Here is a 23,183-nt window from a genome sequence, read left to right as displayed (position 1 = left end):
TAATCGTAATCGGAGAAGCGATGCACTTTGGGGTGCGAGAGAATCCGTGCCGCTACGATAACTTCGACAACGACAACGACAACGACAACGATGGCGTCCCTTGTTTAAGGGATCGCCCGTGTAATAAAGGTTCGGGACGGGGTGAATACCCCGTCCCGCCCCCACCCCCTACCCCCCGCCCCCAAGGCGCCAGCCTTGGACTCCAGATACCCATGAGGCATGTGCAATGGCAGTCAACGAACGGCAGCGGCAGAAACAACTCCAGGACAAGAAGAAGAAGCGCAAGCTGGTGGCCAAGGGGACCGCGACCGGTCTGGCCGCGGGGCACCGGGCGCTGCAATACTGCAAGTTCCCGATGCATGAATGTCTGGTCCCGGAGCAACTGTTCGAGATCGGCATGGGCACCGTCGTCTGGGTGCGGCGGATGCCGGACGGCATGTTGGCGATCACCGCCTTCGTGGTCGATATCTTCTGCCTGGGGGTCAAGGACGCACTGTTCAAAGTGGCGAGCGAACGGACCTACGAGAACATGATCAAGCCCGGGCTGACCGAGGTGCCCGACGGTCAGTCGTTCCGCACCGTGGAGCCCGCCTGCGCCCGCAAGCTGATCCAGGGGGCCGTCGCCTATGCCGAGGGCCTGGGGTTCTCGCCCCATCGCGACTATGAGAATGCGAAAGGCATCTTCGGCGCGGTCGACAGCCTGGCGTGCACCGAGGAGTTCACCTACGGCCGCGAGGGCCGGCCCTGCTATATGCGCGGCCCCAATGAGTCCGACGCCCGGGTGCGGCAGATCCTCGGGCAGTTGCAGACCACCTGCGGCGAGGGCGGCTTCGACTACCTGGTTGGACCGGGCGACGGCACGCTCGAATAGGTTCCCCGTGGGAGCGGTCTTACCGCGAAGGTCGCGCAGCGACGCTGTGGGAGCGGCTTCAGCCGCGACGAGGCCTCGCAAGCTGCCGCAACGTCGCAGGTTACCGCGGCCTCGCGGCGCGGCTGAAGCCGCTCCCACAAGGTCCCCGCCGGACTTTCACGGTAAAGCCCCTCCCACCGGGGACTTGCGCGCCCTCGGCGGGCGGGAGCGAGAAGCGGTGGGCGCGGATGCGCCCGGGGCGCAAACATGGGAGACTTGAGGGGTGTCGCGCCCAGCCCAGGTCGGTGTGCAAGGGGTCCAGATGATCGAGCCTCGCCTAAGCCCAGCCCAGCCAGCCCGGCCGCGCGCCCTGACCGGGCGGCGCGCCCGGCTCCTTTGGTTCGCCGCCTGGCTGCTGCTGGCCCTGGCGGTCGGCGCTCCCGTGGCGGTGCTCGGCCCGGCCGCCTGGGCCGGTGCGCCGACGGCGGACCGGGTGGCCGGTCCAGACCCGGGCCCGGATCAGGCCCAGCCGCCCACCCGACCCTTCCCGCGCATCGAGTCCGGGCAGCACACGGCGCCGATCTATCGGATCGGGGTCGATGCCCAGGGCCGCTGGCTGGTCACCGCCTCCCACGACAAGACCGCCCGGGTCTGGGACCTGGGGAGCGGGGCCTTGCTGCGGGTGCTGCGCCCGCCGATCGGCGAGGGCGATGAGGGTAAACTCTTTGCGGCGGCCATGTCGCCGGACGGGGCGACGGTGGCGGTGGGTGGATGGACCGGGTACGAGTGGGACCGGCAGGTCGCGATCTATCTGTTCGACCGCGATTCGGGACAGCTCCGGCACCGGATCGGCGGCCTGCCCAATGTGGTCAACCATCTTGCCTTCTCGTCGGACGGCAGCCGGCTGGCCGCGGCCTTGGGCGAGGGCGGCATCCGGCTCTATTCGGCCGGGGATTGGACCGAGATCGGGCGCGATCCGGACTACGGTTCCCGCAGCCACGGCATCGCATTCGACCGCCAGGGCCGAATCGCCGCGACCGAGTGCGGTGACGGCCGGCCCGGCCGGCTGCACCTCTATGGACCTGACCTCAGGCCCACCGCCCGGGTGGAAACGCCCGGCGGGTACCGGCTATCCGGGGTCGCCTTCTCCCCGGACGGCGGCCGGATCGCGGTGGGATATGACGACAGCACCGCGGTCGGGCTATTCTCCGGGGATGACTTGAAGGCCCTGCCGGGGCCGGACACCAGTGGTATCGGCAACGGCGGCCTGTCCTCGGTCGCCTGGTCCAGGGACGGACGGACCCTGTTTGCCGGTGGGCGCTACATCAGCGCTGCTGACGAAAAGCTCGTCGCCTGGCCCGATGCCGGCACCGGCCGACCCGCCCGCCACCGGCTCGCGACCAATGCGATCATGGACCTGGTGCCGCTCGGCGATGGCCGCCTGGTCTTCGGCGCCACAGACCCGGCCTGGGGTGTCTGGCGCGACCCGGCCACCCAAGGGTCAGCGGGGGCGGACCATCCGGGTGCGGGGCCTGCCGTGGCGACCTTGGCGGGCGCTGGACCCGGCCCGGCGCCCGGCCGCGGACCGGCCATCCTGGACTTCCGGCGCCCTTCGCAGGTCCTGCGGCTCTCGGCCGACGGCCTGGTTGCGGATGTCGATTGCCGGGTGCTGGACTCGGACGGCAGTTGGCGCGTCCATCGTCTCCGGCTGGACCTGAGCCAACGGCGCCTGAGCCTGGACCCGCCGCTATCCGAATCGGACGGTATTCTGGGTCAGTTCCTACGTTGGCTGGCGACCCTGTTTTCCGGCAGCACACCCGAGGCACGGGGCATCGCAACTGTCATTCACCCACCCCCGCTGACTGGGCCCGAGATCCGGGTCCCGGGGCTGACGGTCACCGATTGGTGGGACTCATTGGCCCCCAAGCTGAACGGCAAGCCACTGGGCCTGAAACCACTCGAAAACGCCATATCCGCCGACATAGCCCCGGACGGCAGTCGAGTCCTGCTCGGCACCGAATGGTTCCTGCGCGCCTACGCCGCCGACGGCACCCCCTCCTGGCAGACCCCGGCGCCCTCGTTTGCCATGATGGTCAACCTGAGCGACAACGGCCGCTGGGCCGTCGCCGCCTTCGGCGACGGCAGCATCCGCTGGTTCGAGGCCGCCACCGGCCGCGAGCGCCTGGCACTCTTCGTCGATGGTGCGGCCATCGCCGCCCGGGACCTCGCCGCCGCCCCCGGCACGCCCCCCGAACCGGCACCGGGCAAGAACCCGGGCGAAGACTGGGAACCCCCCTGGGTCCTCTGGACCCCCGACGGTTTCTACGAGTCCGGCGGCGGCGGTGAGCGGCTGATGGGCTGGCACCTGAACCGGGGGCCGGACCAGGCGGCGGACTTCGTGGGGGCGGACCGGATCGGTGAGGTCTTTCACCGGCCGGACCTGATCGCCCTGGCGCTGGACCCGGGCTACCCCGAGCTTGCCGCCAAGGCACTCAAGGACATCGGCGACCTGGGCCGGCTGCTGACCGAGCACCCGGCGCCGCTCCTGGTGCGGGCCGATTCGGGCGCGCCGATCCTGGTCGGGCGGGAACTGGAGGTCGCGCTGGTGCTGAAGGACCAGGGCGGCGGGGTGGGGCGCATCGAGTACCGGCTGGACGGGGCCGTGGTCGGGCGCACCGATGCGCGCGGGGGCTATGGCCCGGGGCTGCCCGGTCGGGATCGCGAGACCCGCCGCTTCACCCTGGCCCCGGGCCGGCACCGGATCGAGGCGCGCGGCTTCGAGGCCGGCAACCGGGTCGCCTCCGAGCCGCTGGTCTGGGAGTTGGAGGTCGCCGGTCAGTCGGGGCGGCCCAGCCTCTATGGGCTCGCGGTCGGCATCGGCCCCTATAAGATGCCGGAGCTGAACCTGAAATACGGCGGCAGCGACGCCCGGGCACTGAGCGCGGTCCTGCCTGAGATCCAGGGCGGGCTCTTCGAGCGGGTGGACGTGCGCCCGCTGCTGGACGCGCAGGCGACCCTGGCCGGTATCCGCGCCGCCTTCCTGGAGCAGGCGGCCAAGACGGGTCCGGACGATGTCTTCGTGCTCTATCTCGCGGGCCACGGGCTGGCGCTCGATGGGCGCTACCACTTCCTGCCCTGGGATCTCGTCTATTCCAACGGCGAGGCGCTGCGCGCGGGCAGCCTCAATGAGGAGGGGCTGCGCGACCTGCTGGCGCGGGTGCAGGCGCGCAAGGTGCTGGTGGTGCTGGATTCCTGCTACTCGGGCGGGGCCCTGGCCGGGGCCGCCGACCCGGGGCCGCGGCTGGCCGGGGTGGCGCGGGGCGGCGAGAACCAGGGGATGGCACTGCGCGCCGCCATCGACCGGCTCAAGGACCAGACCGGGCGCGCCGTGCTGGCCAGGTCCAGGCCGGATCAGGTCGCGCTGGAGGGGATCGAGGGGCACGGGGTCTTCACCCATGTCCTGCTCGCCGGGCTGCACGGGGAGGCGGACGCCAAGGGCAACCGGAACCAGGAGATCGAGGTTTCGGAGCTGGCCGATTATCTGGAGCGCGAGGTCCCGCGGGTCAGCCAGGAGCGCTTCGGCTATGCGATGTTCCCGATGCGCGACCTGCAGGGGCAGTCCTTCACCATCGGGCGGGCCGCCGGGGTGCCGCCGCCTTGAGTGGCAGATGCACCGGAGGTCGAGCCCGTAGGGTCCGCTGTGCGGACCGCCCCCCGCGGTGCCCCGCCTTCGCTCGCGTTGTGCGGGCCATCTTTTCGGGCGGGATTGCGGCGCCGCGGGTGCATCGGTCCGCGCAGCGGACCCTACGGTGCTACACGTTCGTTGTCGTTGTCGTTGTCGTTGTCGTTGTCCCAATCGTAGAAGCGATGCGATCTCGAGTGCGAGAGAATCCGAGGCGCTACGATAATCTCGACAACGACAACGACAACGACAACGACGCGAAAAGCATTCCCTAATTAACTTGTTTAAGTTATTGGTGAACCGTTCCTTCACCGCCTCCGGACCACCCATGACCACCGATCCCCCGCCTCGGCTCCGGGTCTTCATCAGCTATGCCCAGGAGGACCCCGCCCACTCGGCGCGGGTCCTGGCGCTGGCCAATGCGTTGCGCCGCGACGGGATCGCGACCGAACTGGACCAGTATCACCAGCAGGAGTTGATCGACTGGCCGCGCTGGTGCCGGGAGCAGTTGCGGCCTGACCGGTCGGACTGGGTGCTGCTGATCTGCACCCCGGTCTACAAGGCGCGGGTGGAGGACCCGGTCGGCACCGGTCCGGGGGTGGGCCGCGGCGTCTACTGGGAGGGGGCGGCGATCTTGAACGCCATCTATGCCGACAAGGGCAATGCCCGTTTCGTGCCGCTGCTGCTGGACGAGGCGCCTGACGAGTCAGTGCCGGGAGCGCTGGAGGCCTATACGCACTTTCGGCTGCGCGGCTTTGGCCTGGCGAGCGCCGACCCGGGCTACGAGGGGCTCTATCGGCTGCTGACGCACAGCCCGGGGTGGCAGCGCCGGCGCCGGGGGCCGCGGTGGCGCTGGCGCCCTGGGCTGAGCCTGGTGGCGCGCCGGCGCCTACGCCTGCGCCGACGGCGGCGGTTGCGTCCACCACGCCGACGTCCGCACCGGCTGCGGCAGGGTCCGCCCGGCGTGCGCGGCCGGTCCTTCAGTGGGTGGCGTCGGCCGTCCTGCTCCTGGGGTTGGGCTCGGGGGCCTATTGGTGGCTGGGCCGGGAGGACCCGGAACTGGCCCGGCAACTGACTCTCGCCGAGGCGGCGATGGACACGGGCCGCTACGAGGACGCGCTGGCCGCCTACCGCGCCGCCCTGGCCCTGGATGGTGCCGACGAGGCGGCGCGTTACGGGCAGACCAAGGCCCGGATCCTGGCCGATCCGTCGCCGACCTTTGACCAGGAGGGGGCGGTGCGCCGACTCGCCGCCCTGCGCGAGGAAGCCCCCAAGGACCCGCATCTGCCGATGATGCTGGGCCGACTGGCGCAGCTCGGCGGCGACCCCGGGCGCGCCCGGGTCCTCTACGGCGAGGCCCTGGCGCTCGACGCTGAACTGCCCCAGGCCTGGTTCGGGCTCGGGCAACTGGAGGATTCACAAGGGCGGCGCGCCCAGGCCCGCGAGGACTATGAACGGGCGGTGACCCTGGCACCCGAACAGGTCCAGTACCGCGAGAATCTGGCCGGTGTGCTGCTGGCCCAGGGGGACTACAAGGGTGCCTTGGCCCGTTACGACGGACTGCTGGCGACGGCCCCCGGGCTGCTGTTGGCCCGCATCGACGCGGGCAATGCCGCGCGCCTGGCCGGGGACCTGGAGGCGGCGCTGGCGCACCATGGGCAGTTGCTGCTGGACCTGGACCGGGAGGGCGCCTTTGCCGGTCCGGACAATGGGGGTGAATGGGTGTTCGATGGGGCCGTGGGGCCGGTCTCGCTCCAGACGGCCGACGCCAAGCGGGCCTATGGGCTCCTGAGCGCGGCCCTGACGCGTTGGCTGGCCGGCGATCAGGCCGGTGCCGGGCGGGTGGCGGGGCAGGGGGCCGGTCTCGCCGGGCGGGAGCGCGCCGGCGCGGTCCTGGAGGCGGACCTGCAGAGGCTGGGGGAGGTCAGGCCGCAGTGGCGGGCTGCGGTGGCAGCCTTCAGGGGGGCCGAGATCCTGCCGGCGAGCCGCTGATCGACGGCGCGCGATGCCTGGTCTGGCGCGCGCGGCCGCGCGGGACGGGGCAGGCGCCCCGTCCCGAACCTTTATGCCATCGCGGATGAACCGGCGGCCGGTGGCCGCATCTCATTGGACTAGCGTCCGCACCGACCCGGAAGACCAGTCCCATGCCGATCCTGAAACCGCCCGCGATTCCCCCCTCGGAGATCACCCCGCCCGCCGTCTGGGCGCGGCGTCGGGAGTTGCTGAAGGCCGCGCTGGCCCTGGCCGGGACCGGCGCCGGCTTGACGTTGGGTCGGCCCTTGCTGGCGGCGAGCCCGCCGGGGGCCGGCGCCTTGGAACCGATCCCGAACGTCCGCCCGAGCCCGCAGAGCACCGACGAGCCGCCGACCAGCCGCGATGACATCCTGGGCTACAACAACTTCTATGAGTTCGGGACGGACAAGGAGGACCCGGCGGCCACTGCCCATACGCTCAGGCCCCGCCCCTGGACGGTGGTGGTGGACGGGGCCTGCGAGGCACCCGGACAGGTCGGGATCGAGGATGTCCTGACCGGCTTCACCCAGGAGGAGCGCATCTACCGGCTGCGCTGCGTGGAGGCCTGGGCCATGGTGGTGCCCTGGGTCGGCTTTCCGCTCGGCGACCTGCTCAAGCGCTTCAAGCCGACCTCGCAGGCGCGCTATGTCGCCTTCGAGACCCTGCTCGACCCCAAACAGATGCCGGGGCAGCGCCGCGCGGTGCTGGAGTGGCCCTATCGCGAGGGGCTGCGCATCGACGAGGCCATGCACCCGCTGACCATCCTGGCCACCGGTCTCTACGGGCAGGTCCTGCCCAATCAGAACGGGGCGCCGCTGCGCCTGGTCGTGCCCTGGAAGTACGGCTTCAAGAGCATCAAGTCGATCGTGCGGATCAGCTTCACCGCGACCCAACCGGTGAATACCTGGAACCAGATGCAGCCCGACGAATACGGCTTCTATGCCAACGTGAACCCTGACGTCGATCACCCGCGCTGGAGCCAGGCGCGGCACCGGATGATCGGCGACGGGCTCTTTGCGCCCAAGCGCAAGACGCTGATGTTCAATGGCTATGCGGATCAGGTCGCGAGTCTGTACGCGGGCATGGACCTGCGGCAGTCCTTCTGATGGCGAGGCCGGGGCCGAGGCCGGGCGGCCAAGAGAGCGCCGCGGTGCGCTACGGCAAGCCGCTGGTGTTCCTCCTGTGCCTGCTGCCGCTGGCGCTCCTGGGCTGGCGGATCGCGGCGGGGCGGCTCGGTGCCAACCCGGTGGAGGCGGTGCTGCACTTCACCGGGGCCTGGGGGCTGCGCCTGCTCCTGGTGACGCTCGCGGTCACGCCGCTGCGGCGGCTGACGGGGCGCGGCTGGCTGCTGCGCTTTCGCCGGATGCTCGGGCTCTTCGCCTTTTTCTATGTGGTGCTGCATGTCGCGGTCTATCTGGTGCTGGACCGCGGCCTGGCCTGGGAGGAGATCGTTACGGACCTCGCCAAGCGGCCCTATATCATGGTCGGCTTCGCCGCCTTCGTGCTCCTGGTGCCGCTCGCGGTGACCTCCACCCGCGGCTGGGTGCGGCGGCTCGGGCGGCGCTGGCAGTTGCTCCACCGCAGCGTCTACCTGATCGCGGTCCTGGGCGTCCTGCACTTCCTCTGGCTGGTGAAGGCGGATCTGCGCGAACCGCTGATCTATGCCGCCGTGCTGGCCGTGCTGTTGGCCGCTCGGGTGCCCTGGCCGCGCCTGGGGGGCGGTCAGAACTGATGTGGTGACCGAGATCCCGGGTACGTTGTCGTTGTCGTTAGCACATCAGTTCTGATCGCACCCGGCCGCGCCGGGGCCCGGGGCGTGCGGGCTGATTTGAGTGATAGAATGGGCGATTGGGTGAACGCCGTCGCATTTTCCGACAATGGTCATTGAGACCTGGCGCCAATACGCCCACACTCAGTGCGCCGGGGCGGCCTCTGTGCCGACCCCCGGACCCGACCAACCAGACCTTGACCGACAAGCACCGCCCAGCGGCGACACGGACGGACCTAACCCATGACATCGATTCGGCGCCCAGTCCCCGGCCGCCTGCCCCCGGCCGGCCCCGGCCTCACCCCCGCGAGCGGTCTTCACCGCCCTGGTTCCCGTCACCGGGGGTCGACATGACGATCCGGTTGGACCGGCCGCGTCCCCTTGACCTGCCGGTGGTCTTGCCCCAGGTCCTGCTGGCACTGGAGCAGATCCGTGATCGCGCCATGGAGCCGGAGCGGCGCCTCGCCATGCTGCGGGCGCTGAAGGATCAGGTCGAGCAGATCCAGGCGGCACTGCCGCCGCGGCGTTCCACGGATCGGGACTGGAGCGCCCCGCCGACCGCGCCCAGCCAGGAGGAGCGTTTGAACCGCGCCTGGTGCGGCAATCTCCAGCACCTGCTGCGCGACCTGGGTCACCCCAGATCCGTGGGTCAGGCGCGCTTTGCGGTCTACCGTGAATGGGTCCTGCGCCAACTGCTCAAGGATTTGGGGCGGGCGGCGGAGGCGTCCGTGCGGGCGCAGGTTAACGCGGCACCCGGGACCTGGCAGGGGCTGCACGACCTGTTCGTCTACCTGGACGGTCGTGACGAACTGGCCGGGGCCGCGGCGCCGGGGCCCCGACGTTTCAATCCGGGCAATGAATATAAGCGTCTGTTGTTATTGGGTGCGCTCGACGACTACACGGATGCCGCCCGGATTCTGGCGGAGCTCGGCCCGCGGCTGCGTGACTGGGCGGCCGCCGCGGTGCTGCGGCGCGACGTGCGGGTGGTCGGTGAATCCGCGCTGTTGCGCCTCGACCCGAGTAAGGACGCCCCGCCCTATCGGGCCCGTCCGGGCGACGACCAGCCCTACCACGGCTGGGTCCTGGAGCCGCCCGCGGCCTACACGGGCGCGCTCAACCTCTATCCGCTCGCCGAGCGGCGCCTGCTCGCCGCGGCCTGAGCCCCTTGCCCATGTCTGCATCGATCCGCTCTAAAGAAGATTCTCTCACAGAGACACAAAGACACTGAGAAGAGCGCTCCTTAGGGCGATTTCCGCAGAACTCCGTACCACGAAGGCTCGGCCCACTGGGAGCGCCGCACTGGGGTGCGGCGCTCCCAGCGCTCGACTTGGGCTGCGCGCGTGCGCTCGCCGGTGCCGGGTGGCCGGGATGATGACCAAGGCCGCCGGGGCGACACGACCGGGGGCCGACGCTTTACCGTGAAAGTCGCGCCGGGAGCGCGCTCCTCCTCTCCCTCCCCCTCTGGGGGAGCGCCGGGGAGAGGGAACGGCCATGGCGCCCGCAACTTTCATCTTTCGGGGTGGCGCGGGCGCCATGGCCGTTAGCGGGTAGCGGCGCCGCATCCGGCTGAAGCCTCGACCTCCGGTTTGTTGCGCGGGTACAAAGTGATCCGGAGTTCACCTTAAGTGTTTCTTTCTTCGTGTCTCCGTGTCTCCGTGAGAGATATTCTTTGTTCCGAGCCTGGGTAGGCGTGACGGCCGGTCGCGGATGCTCCTGCGCTGCTGTCCGCTTCGGGTATCATCGTCGCCATTGCCTCTGTCCCTCACACCGATCGGGAACCCATCATGCTCGTCCTTCGCGGGGCCCCAGCGCTGTCCGATTTCCGTCTCCGCAAGCTTCAGGGGCGCCTTGCCGCGGCCCTCGGGCAAGACGCGAGGCTCACTGCCGAGTTCGTCCACCTGGCCGATCTGGAGCGCGACCTGGACGCGGCCGAACAGGCCATCCTCGACCGCCTGCTGCGCTACGGCCCCAGCCTGCCCAGCCAGGCGCCGATCGGCCAGTTGATCCTGACGGTGCCGCGCGCCGGGACCATCTCGCCCTGGTCGTCCAAGGCGACCGAGATTGCCCGCAATTGCGGACTGACCATGGTGCGTCGCCTGGAGCGCGGCACCGCCTGGTATCTGGCGACCGGCGCCGCCCCCCTGGCCGCGGCGGACCTGCACCGGGCGGCGGCCCTGCTGCACGATCGGATGACCCAGGGCGTCCTGTTGGACCTCGCGGACGCGGGTCGGCTCTTCGACCATGCCGAGCCCCGGCCGCTCACCCGGGTGGGGCTACGCGCCGGCGGCCGGGCCTCACTGGTGCAGGCCAACGCCGCGCTGGGGCTGGCCCTGTCGGATGAGGAGATCGACTACCTGGCCGCGAGCTTCCTGGCGCTGGACCGGGACCCGACCGACGTGGAGCTGATGATGTTCGCCCAGGCGAATTCGGAGCACTGTCGGCACAAGGTCTTCAATGCCGACTGGACCATCGACGGGGTGCGGCAGGAGCGGACACTGTTCCAGATGATCCGCAATACCACCGAGTGCGCCCCGGCCGGGGTCCTCTCCGCCTACCGGGACAATGCCGCGGTGATGGAGGGCTGGGACGGGCGGCGCTTCCTGCCGGACCCGGTGACCGGTGTCTACGGGGAGCACGAGGAACCCATCCATATCCTGATGAAGGTGGAGACCCACAACCACCCCACGGCCATCGCCCCGGACCCGGGGGCGGCCACCGGTGCCGGTGGGGAGATCCGCGACGAGGGGGCGACCGGGCTCGGGGCCAAGCCCAAGGCGGGCCTCACCGGCTTCTCGGTCTCCAACCTGCGCATCCCCGGCGGCGAGCAGCCCTGGGAGCAGGACCATGGACGGCCCGGGCGCATCTGCTCCGCACTGGAGATCATGCTGGAGGGCCCCATCGGCGCCGCCGCCTTCAACAACGAGTTCGGGCGGCCCAATCTGGCCGGCTATTTCCGTACCTATGAGCAGGAGATTCCGGGGCCGGACGGGGCCCCGGAGCTGCGCGGTTATCACAAGCCCATCATGCTGGCGGGCGGCATCGGCAACATCCGCGCCGAGCACGTCGCGAAAAGGCCCTTCCCGGCGGGCACACCGCTGGTGGTGCTCGGCGGTCCGGCGATGCTGATCGGCCTGGGCGGCGGGGCGGCCTCCAGCATGACCTCGGGGGCCTCCGCCGCTGATCTGGATTTCGCCTCGGTGCAGCGCGCCAACCCGGAGATGGAGCGCCGCTGCCAGGAGGTGATCGACCGCTGCTGGGCGCGCGGTGAGGCCAATCCGATCCTCTTCATCCACGACGTGGGCGCCGGGGGGCTGTCCAACGCCCTGCCCGAACTGGTGCACGACGGCGGCCGGGGCGGGCGCTTCGAGTTGCGCCGGGTGCCGAGCGCCGAGCCGGGCATGACGCCCCTGGAGATCTGGTGCAACGAGGCCCAGGAGCGCTACGTGCTCGCCATCGCCGCCGCGGAGTTGGCGAGCTTCCAGGCGATCTGTGAACGCGAGCGCTGTCCCTATGCCGTGGTCGGGGAGGCGCTCGAACCGGCCCACCTGTCCATGACGGACGCGCGCCTCGGGGAGGACCCGATCGACCTGCCGCTGCAACTCCTGTTCGGCAAGCCGCCGCGGATGCACCGCGCGGCGACGCGCCTGACCCCGCCGCGGACGCCGCTCGATCTCAAGGCGATTCACCTGGACGAGGCCATCGCCCGGGTCCTGGCGCTGCCGACGGTCGCCGACAAGTCATTCCTGATCACCATCGGGGACCGCAGCATCACCGGCCTGGTGGCGCGCGACCAGATGGTTGGGCCCTGGCAGGTACCGGTCGCCGACTGCGCGGTCACCGCGAGCGACTACCGAGGCTTCACCGGGGAGGCCATGGCGCTCGGGGAGCGCACCCCGCTCGCGCTCCTGGACGCCCCGGCGGCCGGGCGCATGGCGGTGGGGGAGGCGCTCACCAACATCGCGGCGGCGGCCATCACCGGGCTGCCTGAGGTCCGGCTCTCCGCCAACTGGATGGTCGCCGCCGGGCATCCGGGCGAGGACGCAAGGCTCTACGACACGGTGCGCGCCGTCGGCTTGGAACTGTGCCCGGCGCTCGGCATCGCGATCCCGGTCGGCAAGGACTCGATGAGCATGAAGACCGTCTGGGCCGGCCCCGACGGCGCGCCGCGGGCTATGACCGCGCCCCTGTCGCTGATCGTCTCCGCCTTCGCCCCGGTGACGGACGTGCGCGCCACCCTGACACCGCAGTTGCGCACCGACCGGGGGGACACGGACCTGATCCTGATCGACCTGGGGCAGGGGAAGAACCGCCTGGGCGGCTCCTGCCTGGCCCAGGTCTACGGCCAACTCGGGGACCCCGCAGTCGATGGGGTGCCGGACCTGGACGACCCGGATCTCATCAAGCGCTTCTTCGCGGCGATTCAGGAACTCAACGCCGAGGGCCTGCTGCTGGCCTATCACGATCGTTCGGACGGCGGGCTGCTCGCGACCCTCTGTGAGATGGCCTTCGCCGGGCGCTGCGGGGTGGACCTGGACCTGGCACCGGTGGGGCCGGGGGACCTGGCCGCCCTGTTCAGCGAGGAGCTGGGTGCGGTGATCCAGGTCTGTCACGCCGATACCGATGAGGTCCTCCTGATCCTCGCCCAGCACGGCCTGGAAGACTCAAGCCCGGTCATCGGCACCCTGGACGAGGGCGAGGCCATCCGGCTGCGCCGCCACGGCGAGGTGCTCTATTGCGGCAGCCGCGCCGGGCTCCAGTCCATCTGGTCCGAGACCAGCTTCCGGATGCAGGGGCTGCGCGACCACCCGGACTGTGCCGCCGAGGCCTATGAGCGCATCGAGAACGAGGACCCGGGCCTGAGCGCGCTCTTAAGTTTCGACCCGGAGGACGACCTCGCCTTCCCGTTTCTTGCGCGCGGCGCCCGGCCGCCCATCGCCATCCTGCGCGATCAGGGCGTCAACGGCCAACTGGAGATGGCCGCCGCCTTCCACGCCGCGGGCTTCGAGTGCGTCGATGTGCACCTCTCCGACATCATTGCCGGACGGGTGGATCTCGCGCGCTTTCGCGGCCTGGCCGCCTGCGGCGGCTTCTCCTACGGCGATGTCCTGGGCGCCGGCGAGGGCTGGGCCAAGACCATCCTCTACAACCCCCGGGCGCGCGACCAGTTCCAGGCCTTCTTCGCGCGGCCCGACACCTTCACCCTGGGGGTGTGCAACGGCTGCCAGATGCTCTCCAACCTGCACGAGTTGATCCCCGGCACCGGCCACTGGCCGCGCTTCGTGCGCAACCGCTCCGAGCAGTTCGAGGCGCGCACCCTGCTGGTCGAGGTCCTGCCCACCCCCTCGATTCTCCTGGCCGGCATGGCCGGTTCCCGGATGCCCATCGCCGTCGCCCACGGCGAGGGCCGCGCCGAGTTCCGCGACGGCGAGCACCTGGCCGCGGCCCGCGGCGGTGTCGCGGTGCGCTACCTGGAGCACGACGGGCGCATCGCCCACGCCTACCCCGCCAACCCCAACGGCTCCCCGGACGGCATCGCCGGCCTGACCAGTCTGGACGGGCGGGTCACCATCATGATGCCCCACCCGGAGCGGGTCTTCCGCACCGTCCAGCACTCCTGGCACCCGGACGACTGGGGGCCGGATGGGCCTTGGATGCGGCTGTTTCGCAATGCGCGGGTGTGGGTGGGGTGAGCCGGGAGCGCCGGGCACCCGCTCGGCGCGTATCGTTCATTTGAAGCGCGGAAATCAGAGCCCGACCGTCTACGTAGGCGCATGATTCGGAGCCTCCCAGCAGTGCCCCAAGAGGCCGTGCCCGGCGCGTATTCATCCCCACGTATCCGGGTCCATCTTAGCGTGCGTACCGACCCCAACGGGGTCGGACATACCAGCCCAGGACAACACCCTGGGACAGTGTCGTTTAATCGGCCTAGCCCTGAAAGGGCGTGACATGGGGACGCAGGTCTTATGTCACGCCCTTTCAGGGCTGGGCTTCGTTATATCTGATACCCAGGGCGTTGCCCTGGGCTGGTATGTCGCGCCCCTTCGGGGCTTAGACGGGTCGAAAAATGGGGTGGAACGGCGCACTGCTGTGCTTGTCGCGCAAGCTCAGGATCATGGCTTCGACGCAATCAACTTGCACGATCTGCGTCAACCGCCCAGGCGACTTGAGTTGGCCTTGGCCGCGCCGACAGGGCTTTGATGAGAGTCCCGGCCATCTCGTTCGGCGCGAGGCCGTTGGTCCGCGCAGCGGACCCTACGGGCGCGGAACCCGTAGGGTCCGCTGTGCGGACCGAGCGTCGCTTGCCGGAACGATGATCCAGGCCGCCGGCTTTCCACCCGCAGGCTTGCGCGCCCGACCCGCCAGACGCCGATCCCCGCGCCTGCCTGCCATCGCCGGTTTGCCTCGCCTAGGTCGAGTCCCGATAATGACCGGTTTGTCTTGGTCTGACCTGTCCGACGCGACGGCTCAGGCCGGACGGGCGGACGATTTTGCGGTTGTCTTGCGCGCGCCGGACACCAAGTTGACGGATAACCCGGGCCGAACGGCCCCGTCGAGGAAGGCTCAATGCAGCAAGCGACCGAATCCACCTGTGGTGCCACGGCCTGTGTGACGCCGGGCATCGCTGACGTCCAGGGGAGCGCGGATACCCGTCACATCGCCATCGACAAGGTGGGCATCAAGGACATCCGCCACCCGGTGCGGGTGCGCGACCGCGGCGGGCTGGAGCAGCACACGGTGGCCAACTTCAACATGTACGTGTACCTGCCCCACAATTTCAAGGGCACGCACATGTCGCGCTTCGTGCAGATTCTGAACAGCCAGGAGCGGGAACTGAGCGTGGACTCGTTCAAGGAGATGCTGCGCGAGATGTCCCGCCGGCTGGAGTCCGCGGCCGGTCATATCGAGATGCGCTTCCCCTTTTTCGTGAACAAGCACGCCCCGGTGACCGGCGTGGAGAGCCTGCTGGACTACGAGGTCACCTTCATCGGCGAGATCCACGACGGGGCCCCGACCCTGGACATCAAGGTGGTGGTGCCGGTGACCAGTCTCTGCCCCTGCTCCAAGGAGATCGCCGCCTACGGCGCCCACAATCAGCGCTCGCATGTGACGGTGCAGGTGCGCACCCGCGGTTTCATCTGGATCGAAGAGATCATCGAACTGGTGGAGCGGGAGGCGTCATCGCAGCTTTACGGGCTATTGAAGCGCCCGGACGAGAAGTATGTCACCGAGCACGCCTATGACAATCCGAAGTTCGTCGAGGATATGGTGCGGGACGTCGCCACGCGCCTCAATGCCGACGAGCGGGTGGCGGCCTATGTGGTGCAGTCGGAGAACTTCGAGTCCATCCACAACCACTCCGCCTATGCCCTGATCGAGCGCGACAAGGACGCCGAGGCGCGCATCGCCGAGGCGTCGCTTTAGCCCAAGGCGACCCAGCTCCAGCGAGTCCCTATCTCCCGGGGCAGCGCGACATGGCGGCCCAGGCTCAGATCGGTGCGCACGTTTGTGTCCGCGCCCCCGGCCCCCTACCATGGCGGCCCGACCCGACCCGACCCGACTCGCCCGCCGGCCGCCGCGCGCCGACGCCCTGCCCATTGCCCGCCATCCCGGAGCCCTGCCTTGGCCACACCTGACCGCACCCCGGCCCCCGCCGGCCCGCCCCGCATCGGCTTCGTCAGCCTGGGTTGCCCCAAGGCGACGGTGGACTCGGAGCACATCCTCACCCGCCTGCGGGCCGAGGGCTATGCGATCACCCCGAGCTATGACGGGGCGCAACTCGTTATCGTCAACACCTGCGGCTTCATCGACGCGGCGGTGGAGGAGTCCCTGGAGGCGATCGGCGAGGCCCTGGCCGCGAACGGCCGCGTGGTGGTCACCGGCTGTCTGGGCGCGCGCGCCGACCTGATCCGCGCCGCCCACCCGCGGGTGCTCGCCGTCACGGGCCCGCACGACCTGGACGCGGTGATGGCCGCCGTCCACCGGGAACTGCCGGCCCCCCATGACCCCTTCCTGGACCTGGTGCCGCCGCAGGGGGTGCGGCTCACCCCGCGCCACTATGCCTATCTCAAGGTCTCCGAGGGCTGCAACCACCGCTGCACCTTCTGCATCATCCCCAGCCTGCGCGGGGACCTGGTGAGCCGCCCGCTGGGCGACATCCTGACGGAGGCGGAGCGCCTGGTGGAGGCCGGGGTGCGCGAGATCCTGGTCCTCGCCCAGGACACCAGCGCCTATGGCCTGGATCTGCGCTACCGGCCGGACTTCTGGAAGGGTCGGCCCCTGACGAGCGATCTGGTCACGCTGGCCCGCACCCTGGGCGAATTGCCGGCCTGGGTGCGGATGCACTATGTCTATCCCTATCCGCATGTGGACGCACTGATCCCGCTGATGGCGGAGGGGGTGATCCTGCCCTATCTGGACATGCCGCTGCAGCACGGTGCCGAGCGCGTGCTCAAGGCCATGCATCGACCGGCCGCCGCGGAACTTGTCCTGGAGCGCTTGGAGCGCTGGCGCGCGGTCTGCCCGGAACTCATCCTGCGCAGCACCTTTATCGTCGGCTTCCCCGGGGAGACGGCGGCGGAGTTCGAGTGCCTGCTGGACTTCATCCGCGCCGCGCGTCTGGACCGGGTCGGCTGTTTCCCCTACTCGCCGGTGGCGGGGGCGGCGGCCAATGACCTGCCGGACCCGGTGCCGGAGGCGGTCAAACAGGAGCGCCTGGCGCGCTTCATGGAGATCCAGGCGCAGATCAGCCGGGACAAACTCGCCCAACGGATCGGGCAGCGCCTCACGGTGCTGGTGGACGAGGTGGACGATGACGAGGTCATCGCCCGCAGCGTCGGGGACGCCCCGGAGATCGATGGCGTCGTCGTCATCCCCGGCGCCTGGGAACTGGACCCCGGCGACTTCATCGAGGTCGTGGTGACCGACTCCGGGGACCATGATCTGTGGGCCGAGCCGGTGGAGGATTGATACACCCGAGCCTGGGTTTGTAACGAGTCAAGAACAAGTCAAACTCAATCTTTGTCGTTGTCGTTGTCGTTGTCGTGATGGTATAGTGCTTTTCAAGTTATCTTATAGGTTATCAGCTCCCGCTGATTTCCAAGAGATTGAATATATTAAGCTTCTTCAGGCGACACCCGCGCAGGTTATGAAATTTCTTGAAAAGGACTATAATCGGAGAAGCGATACGATTTGGGGTGCGAGATAATCCAGGGCGCTACGATAACCTCGATTACGACAACGACAACGACAACGAGGCGGGTCAGTCGAATGTGTCAGACGACACCAGGGTCGCCGAGCGCAGCGGACGCAGGATCAGGACCGCCCCGACCACGAAATTGTTTTCCTGCTTCACCAGCGGGCTGTCGGCGAAGGCCGTGCCGCTCAAGTTGTCCCAGCGTGAGTAGAAGCCGAACGAGACCCGCGGCGTCATGTCGTATTGGATGGAGAATGACAGTGAGGCCCCGCTGTAGCCGCCTGCCGCGTGATAGGCGGGGCGTGTCGCGGTGGCATAGGCGGGAGCCACGTCATAGAAATAGCCGTTATAGACCCGGTCCGCGGCGTGGAGCCCGAGCCCGAACTGGAACTTGATGCGCTGGTCGCGCAAGCTGCTGCGGTTATAATAGACGGCGTTCAGACTCCCGGCCACGCCCTGGTAGCGGACCTGCAGGCCGGAGGCGAAGTCGATCGCGGCAGCGGCCCTGGCGGCGGCCTGGAGATAGACCCGATCCACCGGGTCGCGCCCCAGAAAGTACCACTTGATGGAGGGGCCGAGCTCACCGATGGCGTCCAGGCCCGGCATCCCGGCCCGCGCCTCGTTGTCCTCGTCCACCGGCGGATTGCCGGAGAGCGAGAGGCTGGTCTCGATCCGCGGGCCCTGGTAGAAAATGCCCCGTACCCCCTCGCGGCCGGCGCGCAGATATTTGCCGCGGTAGGTCAGGAAGGGGGTGGGGAAGGCATAGACCCGCGATTCATCGGACCCGGGGTAGTGGGGCAGGTCGGCGACGAAGTTGAACAGACCGAGTTCCCACAGCGGTTCCATGATGGGGCCTGAGCCGGACTGCGAGTCCGATCCGCTGGCCGTCACCGGGGCGCCGAGGGCCACCGCCACGCACAGTGCGGCGGCCAAGCGGAATAGTGAGGGTCTGATGGGCACGCGGGGGCTCCGGTTATCCTGATGAAGGCTGGGTGCCCGCGAAATGGGCACGGATAAGCGCCTCGGGCGCTGCGCGGGACTGTAGCCTTGCCGGGGGTGGACAACAAGCCCAAGGCCCCGGGCCGCCGCCCGCGGGTGGGCTTCGAGGGCTTCGGTCCGCACAGCGGACCCTACGTCGGCAGCGCGGCCCCGGCGCGGTGGGTCCGCCCGTAGGGTCCGCTGTGCGGACCGAGCGCGCGGACCGAGCGCCGCCGCCCCGTCACGCGCCCCCGGGCCGCCCCCGCCATCATGTAGAATCGTACCCCAAGACGGGCCCCCGCGACGGGCCGGCGGACACGCGAGAGTAACGAGGCCATGGCGGAACAAGAGACGACCCATTTCGGCTACCAGCAGGTGCCGGTCGAGGAGAAGGCGGTGCGGGTGCGCGAGGTCTTCGACTCCGTGGCCTCGCGCTACGATCTCATGAACGACCTGATGTCGCTCGGCATCCATCGGCTCTGGAAGCGCCACGCCATCGCGCTCGCCGGGGTGCGCCGCGGCCAGCGGGTGCTGGACCTGGCCTCCGGCACCGGGGACCTGGCAGCGCGCTTCGCCGGTATCGTGGGCCCCACCGGGCAGGTGGTGATGTCGGACATCAACGAGGCCATGCTCTCGCGCGGCCGGGAGCGGCAGCTCGATCAGGGGCGGGTGGGCAACCTGAACTATGCCCTGGCGAACGCCGAGCGCCTGCCCTTCGTCGGCGAGCACTTCGACTGCGTGACCATCGGCTTCGGGCTGCGCAACGTGACCCACAAGGAGTGGGCCATCGCCGAGATGTATCGGGTCCTGCGCCCCGGCGGGCGCGCCCTGATCCTGGAGTTCTCCCACCCCACGAGCAAGGCCTTCAGCCGTGTCTATGACCTCTACTCCTTCAACGTGCTGCCCATCCTGGGTCGGCTGGTCACCAACGACTCGGAAAGCTACCGCTACCTGGCCGAGTCCATCCGGATGCACCCGGACCAGGAGAGCCTGCGCACCATGATGGAGGGCGCCGGGTTCGAGCGCTGCACCTACTTCAACCTGACCGGCGGGGTGGTGGCCATCCATCGGGGGTACAAGCTGTGATGAGCGACGACGACACACTGGACCCGGGGCGCGACCCCGCGGCCGATTTCGCGATCCCCGCGGGCCTGCTGGCCACGATCGAGGCGGCCTTGAATCAGTACATCGCCCTGGACCCGGAGGGCGCACGCGCCTTCGCGCCGATCTATGGCCACATCATCTGCATCGACATCGAGGGCCTGGGCGCCCGTCTGACCCTGATCCCCGGACCCGACCGGGTCCAGGTCTTCGGCGCCTATGACGCCACCCCGGATTGTCTGATCCGCGGCGCCCCGCTCGCCCTGTTGCGCATGATGACGGCCGGGCGCAAGCAGTCCCAACTGTCCTCCGGCGCGGTGCGGATCGAGGGCGACGCGGCCGTCGCCCAGGCCCTGAGTGACGCCCTGGCGGGGCTCGACGTGGACTGGGAGGAGCAACTGGCCCGGGTGCTCGGCGACCCCATCGCCAATCAGATCGGGCGCGCCCTGCGCGCCGCGGGCGACTGGGGCGGGCGCACCAGGGAGACGACGCTGGCCAATCTCAAGGAGTATCTGGAGGAGGAGTCGCGCCTGCTGCCCACGCGCTACGAGGTGGATGAGTTCCTGCGCCAGGTCGATACCCTGCGCGACGACGTCGAGCGCCTGGCCGCACGGATCGCGCGGCTCGCGGCCCGCGCGGACGCGGAGCGCGGCAGCCCGCGATGATCGGCGCGCGTCAGGCACTGCGCCTGTTCCGAATCAACTGGGTGCTGCTGCGTCACGGCCTGGACGAGGTCATCCTCGCCACCCACCTGTTCCGCCCCCTGCGCTGGGTCCTCTATCTCACCCCCTGGTACTGGCTGCGCCGCGATCTGCCCGCCTATCCGGTGCGGGTGCGCCTCGTGCTGGAGGACCTGGGGCCGATCTTCGTCAAGTTCGGCCAGATCCTCTCCACCCGCCGCGACCTGCTCCCCGATGACCTGGCGGTGGAACTGGCCAAGCTCCAGGACCGGGTCCCGCCCTTCCCCGGGGCCCAGGCGCAGGCCTTGATCGAGAAGGCCTGGGGCTGCCCGGTGGGCGAGGTCCTGGACGAGTTCGAGCTGCGCCCGCTCGCCTCCGCCTCGGTCGCCCAGGTCCACACCGGGCGGCTCAAGGACGGAACGCAAGTGGTGGTGAAGGTGCTGCGCCCGGGGATCGAGAAGACCATCCGCCAGGATATCGATCTGCTCTACACCATCGCCCGCCTGGCGGAGCGCTACTGGCCGGACGGCCGGCGCCTGCGCCCGGTGGAGGTGGTGCAGGAGTACGAGAAGACCATCTTCGACGAACTGGACCTGCAACGCGAGGCGGCCAACTGCTCGCAACTGCGGCGCAACTGGCTGCACAGCGAGATGCTCTATATCCCGGAAGTCTACTGGGACTGGACCCGCGCCTCGGTACTGGTGATGGAGCGCATCTACGGCACCCCGGTGGCCGATGTGCCCCGGCTCAAGGCGCAGGGCGTGAGCATGAAGCTCCTGGGCGAACGCGGGGTGGAGATCTTCTTCACCCAGGTGTTCCGCGACAACTTCTTCCACGCCGACATGCACCCGGGCAACATCTTCGTCGAGCCCAGCGGGCGCTACATCGCGGTCGACTTCGGCATCGTCGGCACCTTGACGAGCGACGACCAGCGCTATCTGGCCGAGAACCTCCTCGCCTTCTTCGAGCGCGACTACCGGCGCGTGGCCGAACTGCATGTGGAGTCCGGCTGGGTCCCGCCCGGCACCCGGGTGGACGAGTTCGAGTCCGCCATCCGCACCGTCTGCGAGCCGATCTTCGAGAAGCCGCTCGCCGAGATCTCCTTCGGGCACTTTCTGGTGCGGCTCTTCCAGACCGCCCGGCGCTTCGACATGGAGGTCCAGCCCCAACTCGTCCTGCTGGAAAAGACGCTGCTCAACATCGAGGGCCTGGGCCGGATGCTCTACCCGCAGTTGGACCTGTGGACCACCGCCAAGCCCTACATGGAGCGCTGGATGCGCGACCAGATCGGCGTCAAGGGTCTGGCCAAGCGCACCCGGCGCAACCTCCTCACCATCGCCGACCAGTTGCCCGACCTGCCGCTGGTCATCCACCGCATCCTGCACGCCGCCGACCTCAACGCCCGCCGCACCCTCGCCACCGCCAAGACGGTCAACGACCACGACCGGGCCGCGGAGGCGCGCGCCGGACTCTCCGCCCGCGCCCTGGCCGGGGCCACGCTCGCCGTCTGCGGCACCCTGGTGCTGGTCCTGGGTCCCGGCCAGTGGCTGCCCCCGCAACTCGCCTTGGGGCTGGTGGGGGCGTCCTGGTTCGGCGGCGCCTGGTTGCTCTTCTCCACCGGTCGCTGACCGCCCCTGGAGTCCAAGGCTTCAGCCTTGGCGCCCCTCGATCCAAGGCTGAAGCCTTGGACTCCAGGTGGCTCGGTTGGGATGCCGAGCCGCAGCTCACCCGGCCGCTGGTCGAACCGCGGGCGCCCCCGGAGCGCGACGCCGCTGTGGGAGCGGCTTCAGCCGCGACGAGGCCTCGCGAGCTGCCGCCACGTCACAGGTTACCGCGGCCCAGCATCGCGGCTGCAAGTCGCCCTTACGCAATGGGCTGGCCTGACCACCGATTGTCCCCGCCCCCAATCGGCCCTAGACTGTCCCCATGCGTCACGCCATCGACCCCAAGATCGACTGCGTCTTCAAGGCCCTCCTGGGCTCCGAGGCCAACCGCGCCCTGCTGATCCACTTCCTCAACGCCATCCTGGGCTCCGACCTGCCCCGCCCGATAACCCAGGTCGAGATCCTCAACCCCTACCATGAACGCGAGTTCCTGACCGACAAGCTCAGCATCGTCGATGTCAAGGCGCGCGACGACCAGGGCCGGCTGCATCAGGTCGAGATCCAGTTGTTGGCCTATCCGGACCTGCCCGCGCGCATCCTGTATACCTGGAACGCCATCTACAACAAACAACTGCAGAGCGGCCAGGACTACCGCCTGCTGAAACCCGCCTATTCAATATGGATCTTGGGCGAAGACCTGCTGCCGGACGACCCGTATTACAGCCATCGCTTCCGGCTGCGCGACGACCACGGGCAGGGTCTCCTCGACCATGGCGGAATCTACCTGTTCGAGTTGAACAAATTTGCCACCGAACAGGTCGAAACCGAGGAGCAGCGCTGGCTCAAGTTCTTCAAGGACGGTGAGCACCTGGATGCCGACCAACCACCTGAGTGGATGCAGACCACCGAAATGAGGCAAGCCATGAGTACCTTGAAGGCCTTCTCCGAGCAAGAGCACGCCTACGACCGCTACCAGGCGCGGCAGGACTTCCTGCGCCAACAAAGCTGCATTCAAGGCCGCCTGCGGGAGGCCGAAACGGCACTAGAAGAACGCGGCGCCGCGCTGGCGGCCGAGCGGCAAGCGAAAGAGGCTGCGCTGCAAGCGAAAGAGGCCGCCCTGGCCGAGGTCGAGCGCCTCAAGGCATTGTTGCAGGCGCAACGTCCTGCCGCGGGTTCTTGAAGCCGTCCCGATTGTCCCCGCCCCCGATCGGCCCTAGACTGTCCCCATGCGCCACGCCATCGACCCCAAGATCGACTGTGTCTTCAAGGCCCTCCTGGGCTCTGACGCCAACCGCGCCCTGCTGATCCATTTCC

Annotated in this window: 16 protein-coding genes; 15 read left to right on the top strand and 1 reads right to left on the bottom strand. The window is 69.2% G+C overall.

Annotated features, from left to right (window positions below; genetic code table 11):
* The first annotated feature begins 226 nt into the window (after window positions 1-226).
* The 10 genes from QZY48_RS29025 (at window position 227) to rimO (ending at window position 17,280) form a co-directional block, all read left to right on the top strand.
* Window positions 227-871, top strand: a complete 645-nt coding sequence (locus tag QZY48_RS29025) for a hypothetical protein (RefSeq protein WP_295437209.1) — start codon at window positions 227-229, stop codon at window positions 869-871.
* Between the two features lie 301 nt (window positions 872-1,172).
* On the top strand, window positions 1,173-4,511 hold the full coding sequence (locus QZY48_RS29020) for a caspase family protein (RefSeq protein WP_295437207.1): 3,339 nt from the start codon (window positions 1,173-1,175) through the stop codon (window positions 4,509-4,511).
* Between the two features lie 349 nt (window positions 4,512-4,860).
* Window positions 4,861-5,607 (top strand): toll/interleukin-1 receptor domain-containing protein, encoded by a 747-nt coding sequence (locus QZY48_RS29015; RefSeq protein ID WP_295437205.1) that lies wholly within the window; start codon window positions 4,861-4,863, stop codon window positions 5,605-5,607.
* On the top strand, window positions 5,520-6,524 hold the full coding sequence (locus tag QZY48_RS29010) for a tetratricopeptide repeat protein (RefSeq protein ID WP_295437204.1): 1,005 nt from the start codon (window positions 5,520-5,522) through the stop codon (window positions 6,522-6,524). The genes QZY48_RS29015 and QZY48_RS29010 overlap by 88 nt, the downstream gene beginning before the upstream one ends.
* Window positions 6,525-6,676: 152 nt before the next feature.
* Window positions 6,677-7,651, top strand: a complete 975-nt coding sequence (msrP, locus tag QZY48_RS29005) for a protein-methionine-sulfoxide reductase catalytic subunit MsrP (protein ID WP_295437203.1) — start codon at window positions 6,677-6,679, stop codon at window positions 7,649-7,651.
* 44 nt (window positions 7,652-7,695) lie between these two features.
* A complete protein-coding gene (locus QZY48_RS29000) occupies window positions 7,696-8,277 on the top strand; it encodes a sulfite oxidase heme-binding subunit YedZ (RefSeq protein WP_295437201.1) in 582 nt (193 codons plus the stop codon).
* A 386-nt stretch (window positions 8,278-8,663) separates the two neighbouring features.
* Window positions 8,664-9,473 carry a hypothetical protein gene (locus QZY48_RS28995; protein WP_295437199.1) on the top strand — a complete coding sequence of 270 codons (810 nt, stop codon included), beginning with the start codon at window positions 8,664-8,666 and terminating at the stop codon, window positions 9,471-9,473.
* Between the two features lie 624 nt (window positions 9,474-10,097).
* Complete coding sequence (purL, locus tag QZY48_RS28990) at window positions 10,098-14,003, top strand: phosphoribosylformylglycinamidine synthase (protein WP_295437198.1); 3,906 nt, start codon at window positions 10,098-10,100, stop codon at window positions 14,001-14,003.
* A gap of 874 nt (window positions 14,004-14,877) precedes the next feature.
* On the top strand, window positions 14,878-15,735 hold the full coding sequence (gene folE2, locus QZY48_RS28985; protein WP_295437196.1) for a GTP cyclohydrolase FolE2: 858 nt from the start codon (window positions 14,878-14,880) through the stop codon (window positions 15,733-15,735).
* Between the two features lie 198 nt (window positions 15,736-15,933).
* The gene (gene rimO / locus QZY48_RS28980) at window positions 15,934-17,280 is read left to right on the top strand and encodes a 30S ribosomal protein S12 methylthiotransferase RimO (RefSeq protein ID WP_295437195.1); all 1,347 of its coding nucleotides are present in this window, start codon (window positions 15,934-15,936) and stop codon (window positions 17,278-17,280) included.
* A 292-nt stretch (window positions 17,281-17,572) separates the two neighbouring features.
* Here the strand turns inward: rimO and QZY48_RS28975 are convergent, their stop codons facing one another.
* On the bottom strand, window positions 17,573-18,466 hold the full coding sequence (locus QZY48_RS28975) for a MipA/OmpV family protein (protein WP_295437194.1): 894 nt from the start codon (window positions 18,464-18,466) through the stop codon (window positions 17,573-17,575).
* An 87-nt stretch (window positions 18,467-18,553) separates the two neighbouring features.
* On the opposite strand from QZY48_RS28975, the gene QZY48_RS28970 reads away from it, so the two are divergent.
* From QZY48_RS28970 to QZY48_RS28950, 5 genes are all read left to right on the top strand, one after another.
* Window positions 18,554-18,679, top strand: a complete 126-nt coding sequence (locus QZY48_RS28970; RefSeq protein WP_295437192.1) for a hypothetical protein — start codon at window positions 18,554-18,556, stop codon at window positions 18,677-18,679.
* A gap of 141 nt (window positions 18,680-18,820) precedes the next feature.
* Entirely contained in the window at window positions 18,821-19,570 is a 750-nt protein-coding gene (gene ubiE / locus QZY48_RS28965) for a bifunctional demethylmenaquinone methyltransferase/2-methoxy-6-polyprenyl-1,4-benzoquinol methylase UbiE (RefSeq protein ID WP_295437190.1), read from the top strand.
* Window positions 19,570-20,250, top strand: coding sequence for an SCP2 sterol-binding domain-containing protein (locus QZY48_RS28960; protein WP_295437189.1), 681 nt, complete (start codon window positions 19,570-19,572; stop codon window positions 20,248-20,250). Before ubiE ends, QZY48_RS28960 begins: the two co-directional genes overlap by 1 nt.
* Complete coding sequence (gene ubiB / locus QZY48_RS28955) at window positions 20,247-21,893, top strand: ubiquinone biosynthesis regulatory protein kinase UbiB (protein WP_295437187.1); 1,647 nt, start codon at window positions 20,247-20,249, stop codon at window positions 21,891-21,893. The genes QZY48_RS28960 and ubiB overlap by 4 nt, the downstream gene beginning before the upstream one ends.
* A gap of 298 nt (window positions 21,894-22,191) precedes the next feature.
* On the top strand, window positions 22,192-23,049 hold the full coding sequence (locus QZY48_RS28950; RefSeq protein WP_295437185.1) for an Rpn family recombination-promoting nuclease/putative transposase: 858 nt from the start codon (window positions 22,192-22,194) through the stop codon (window positions 23,047-23,049).
* Window positions 23,050-23,183 lie beyond the last annotated feature (134 nt).

The sequence above is a fragment of the uncultured Thiodictyon sp. genome, from assembly GCF_903828115.1.
In the GTDB taxonomy this organism is placed as follows: domain Bacteria; phylum Pseudomonadota; class Gammaproteobacteria; order Chromatiales; family Chromatiaceae; genus Thiodictyon.
The sequence above is the reverse complement of the archived record's forward strand: the minus strand, read 5'-3'. Positions and strand labels throughout refer to the sequence as shown.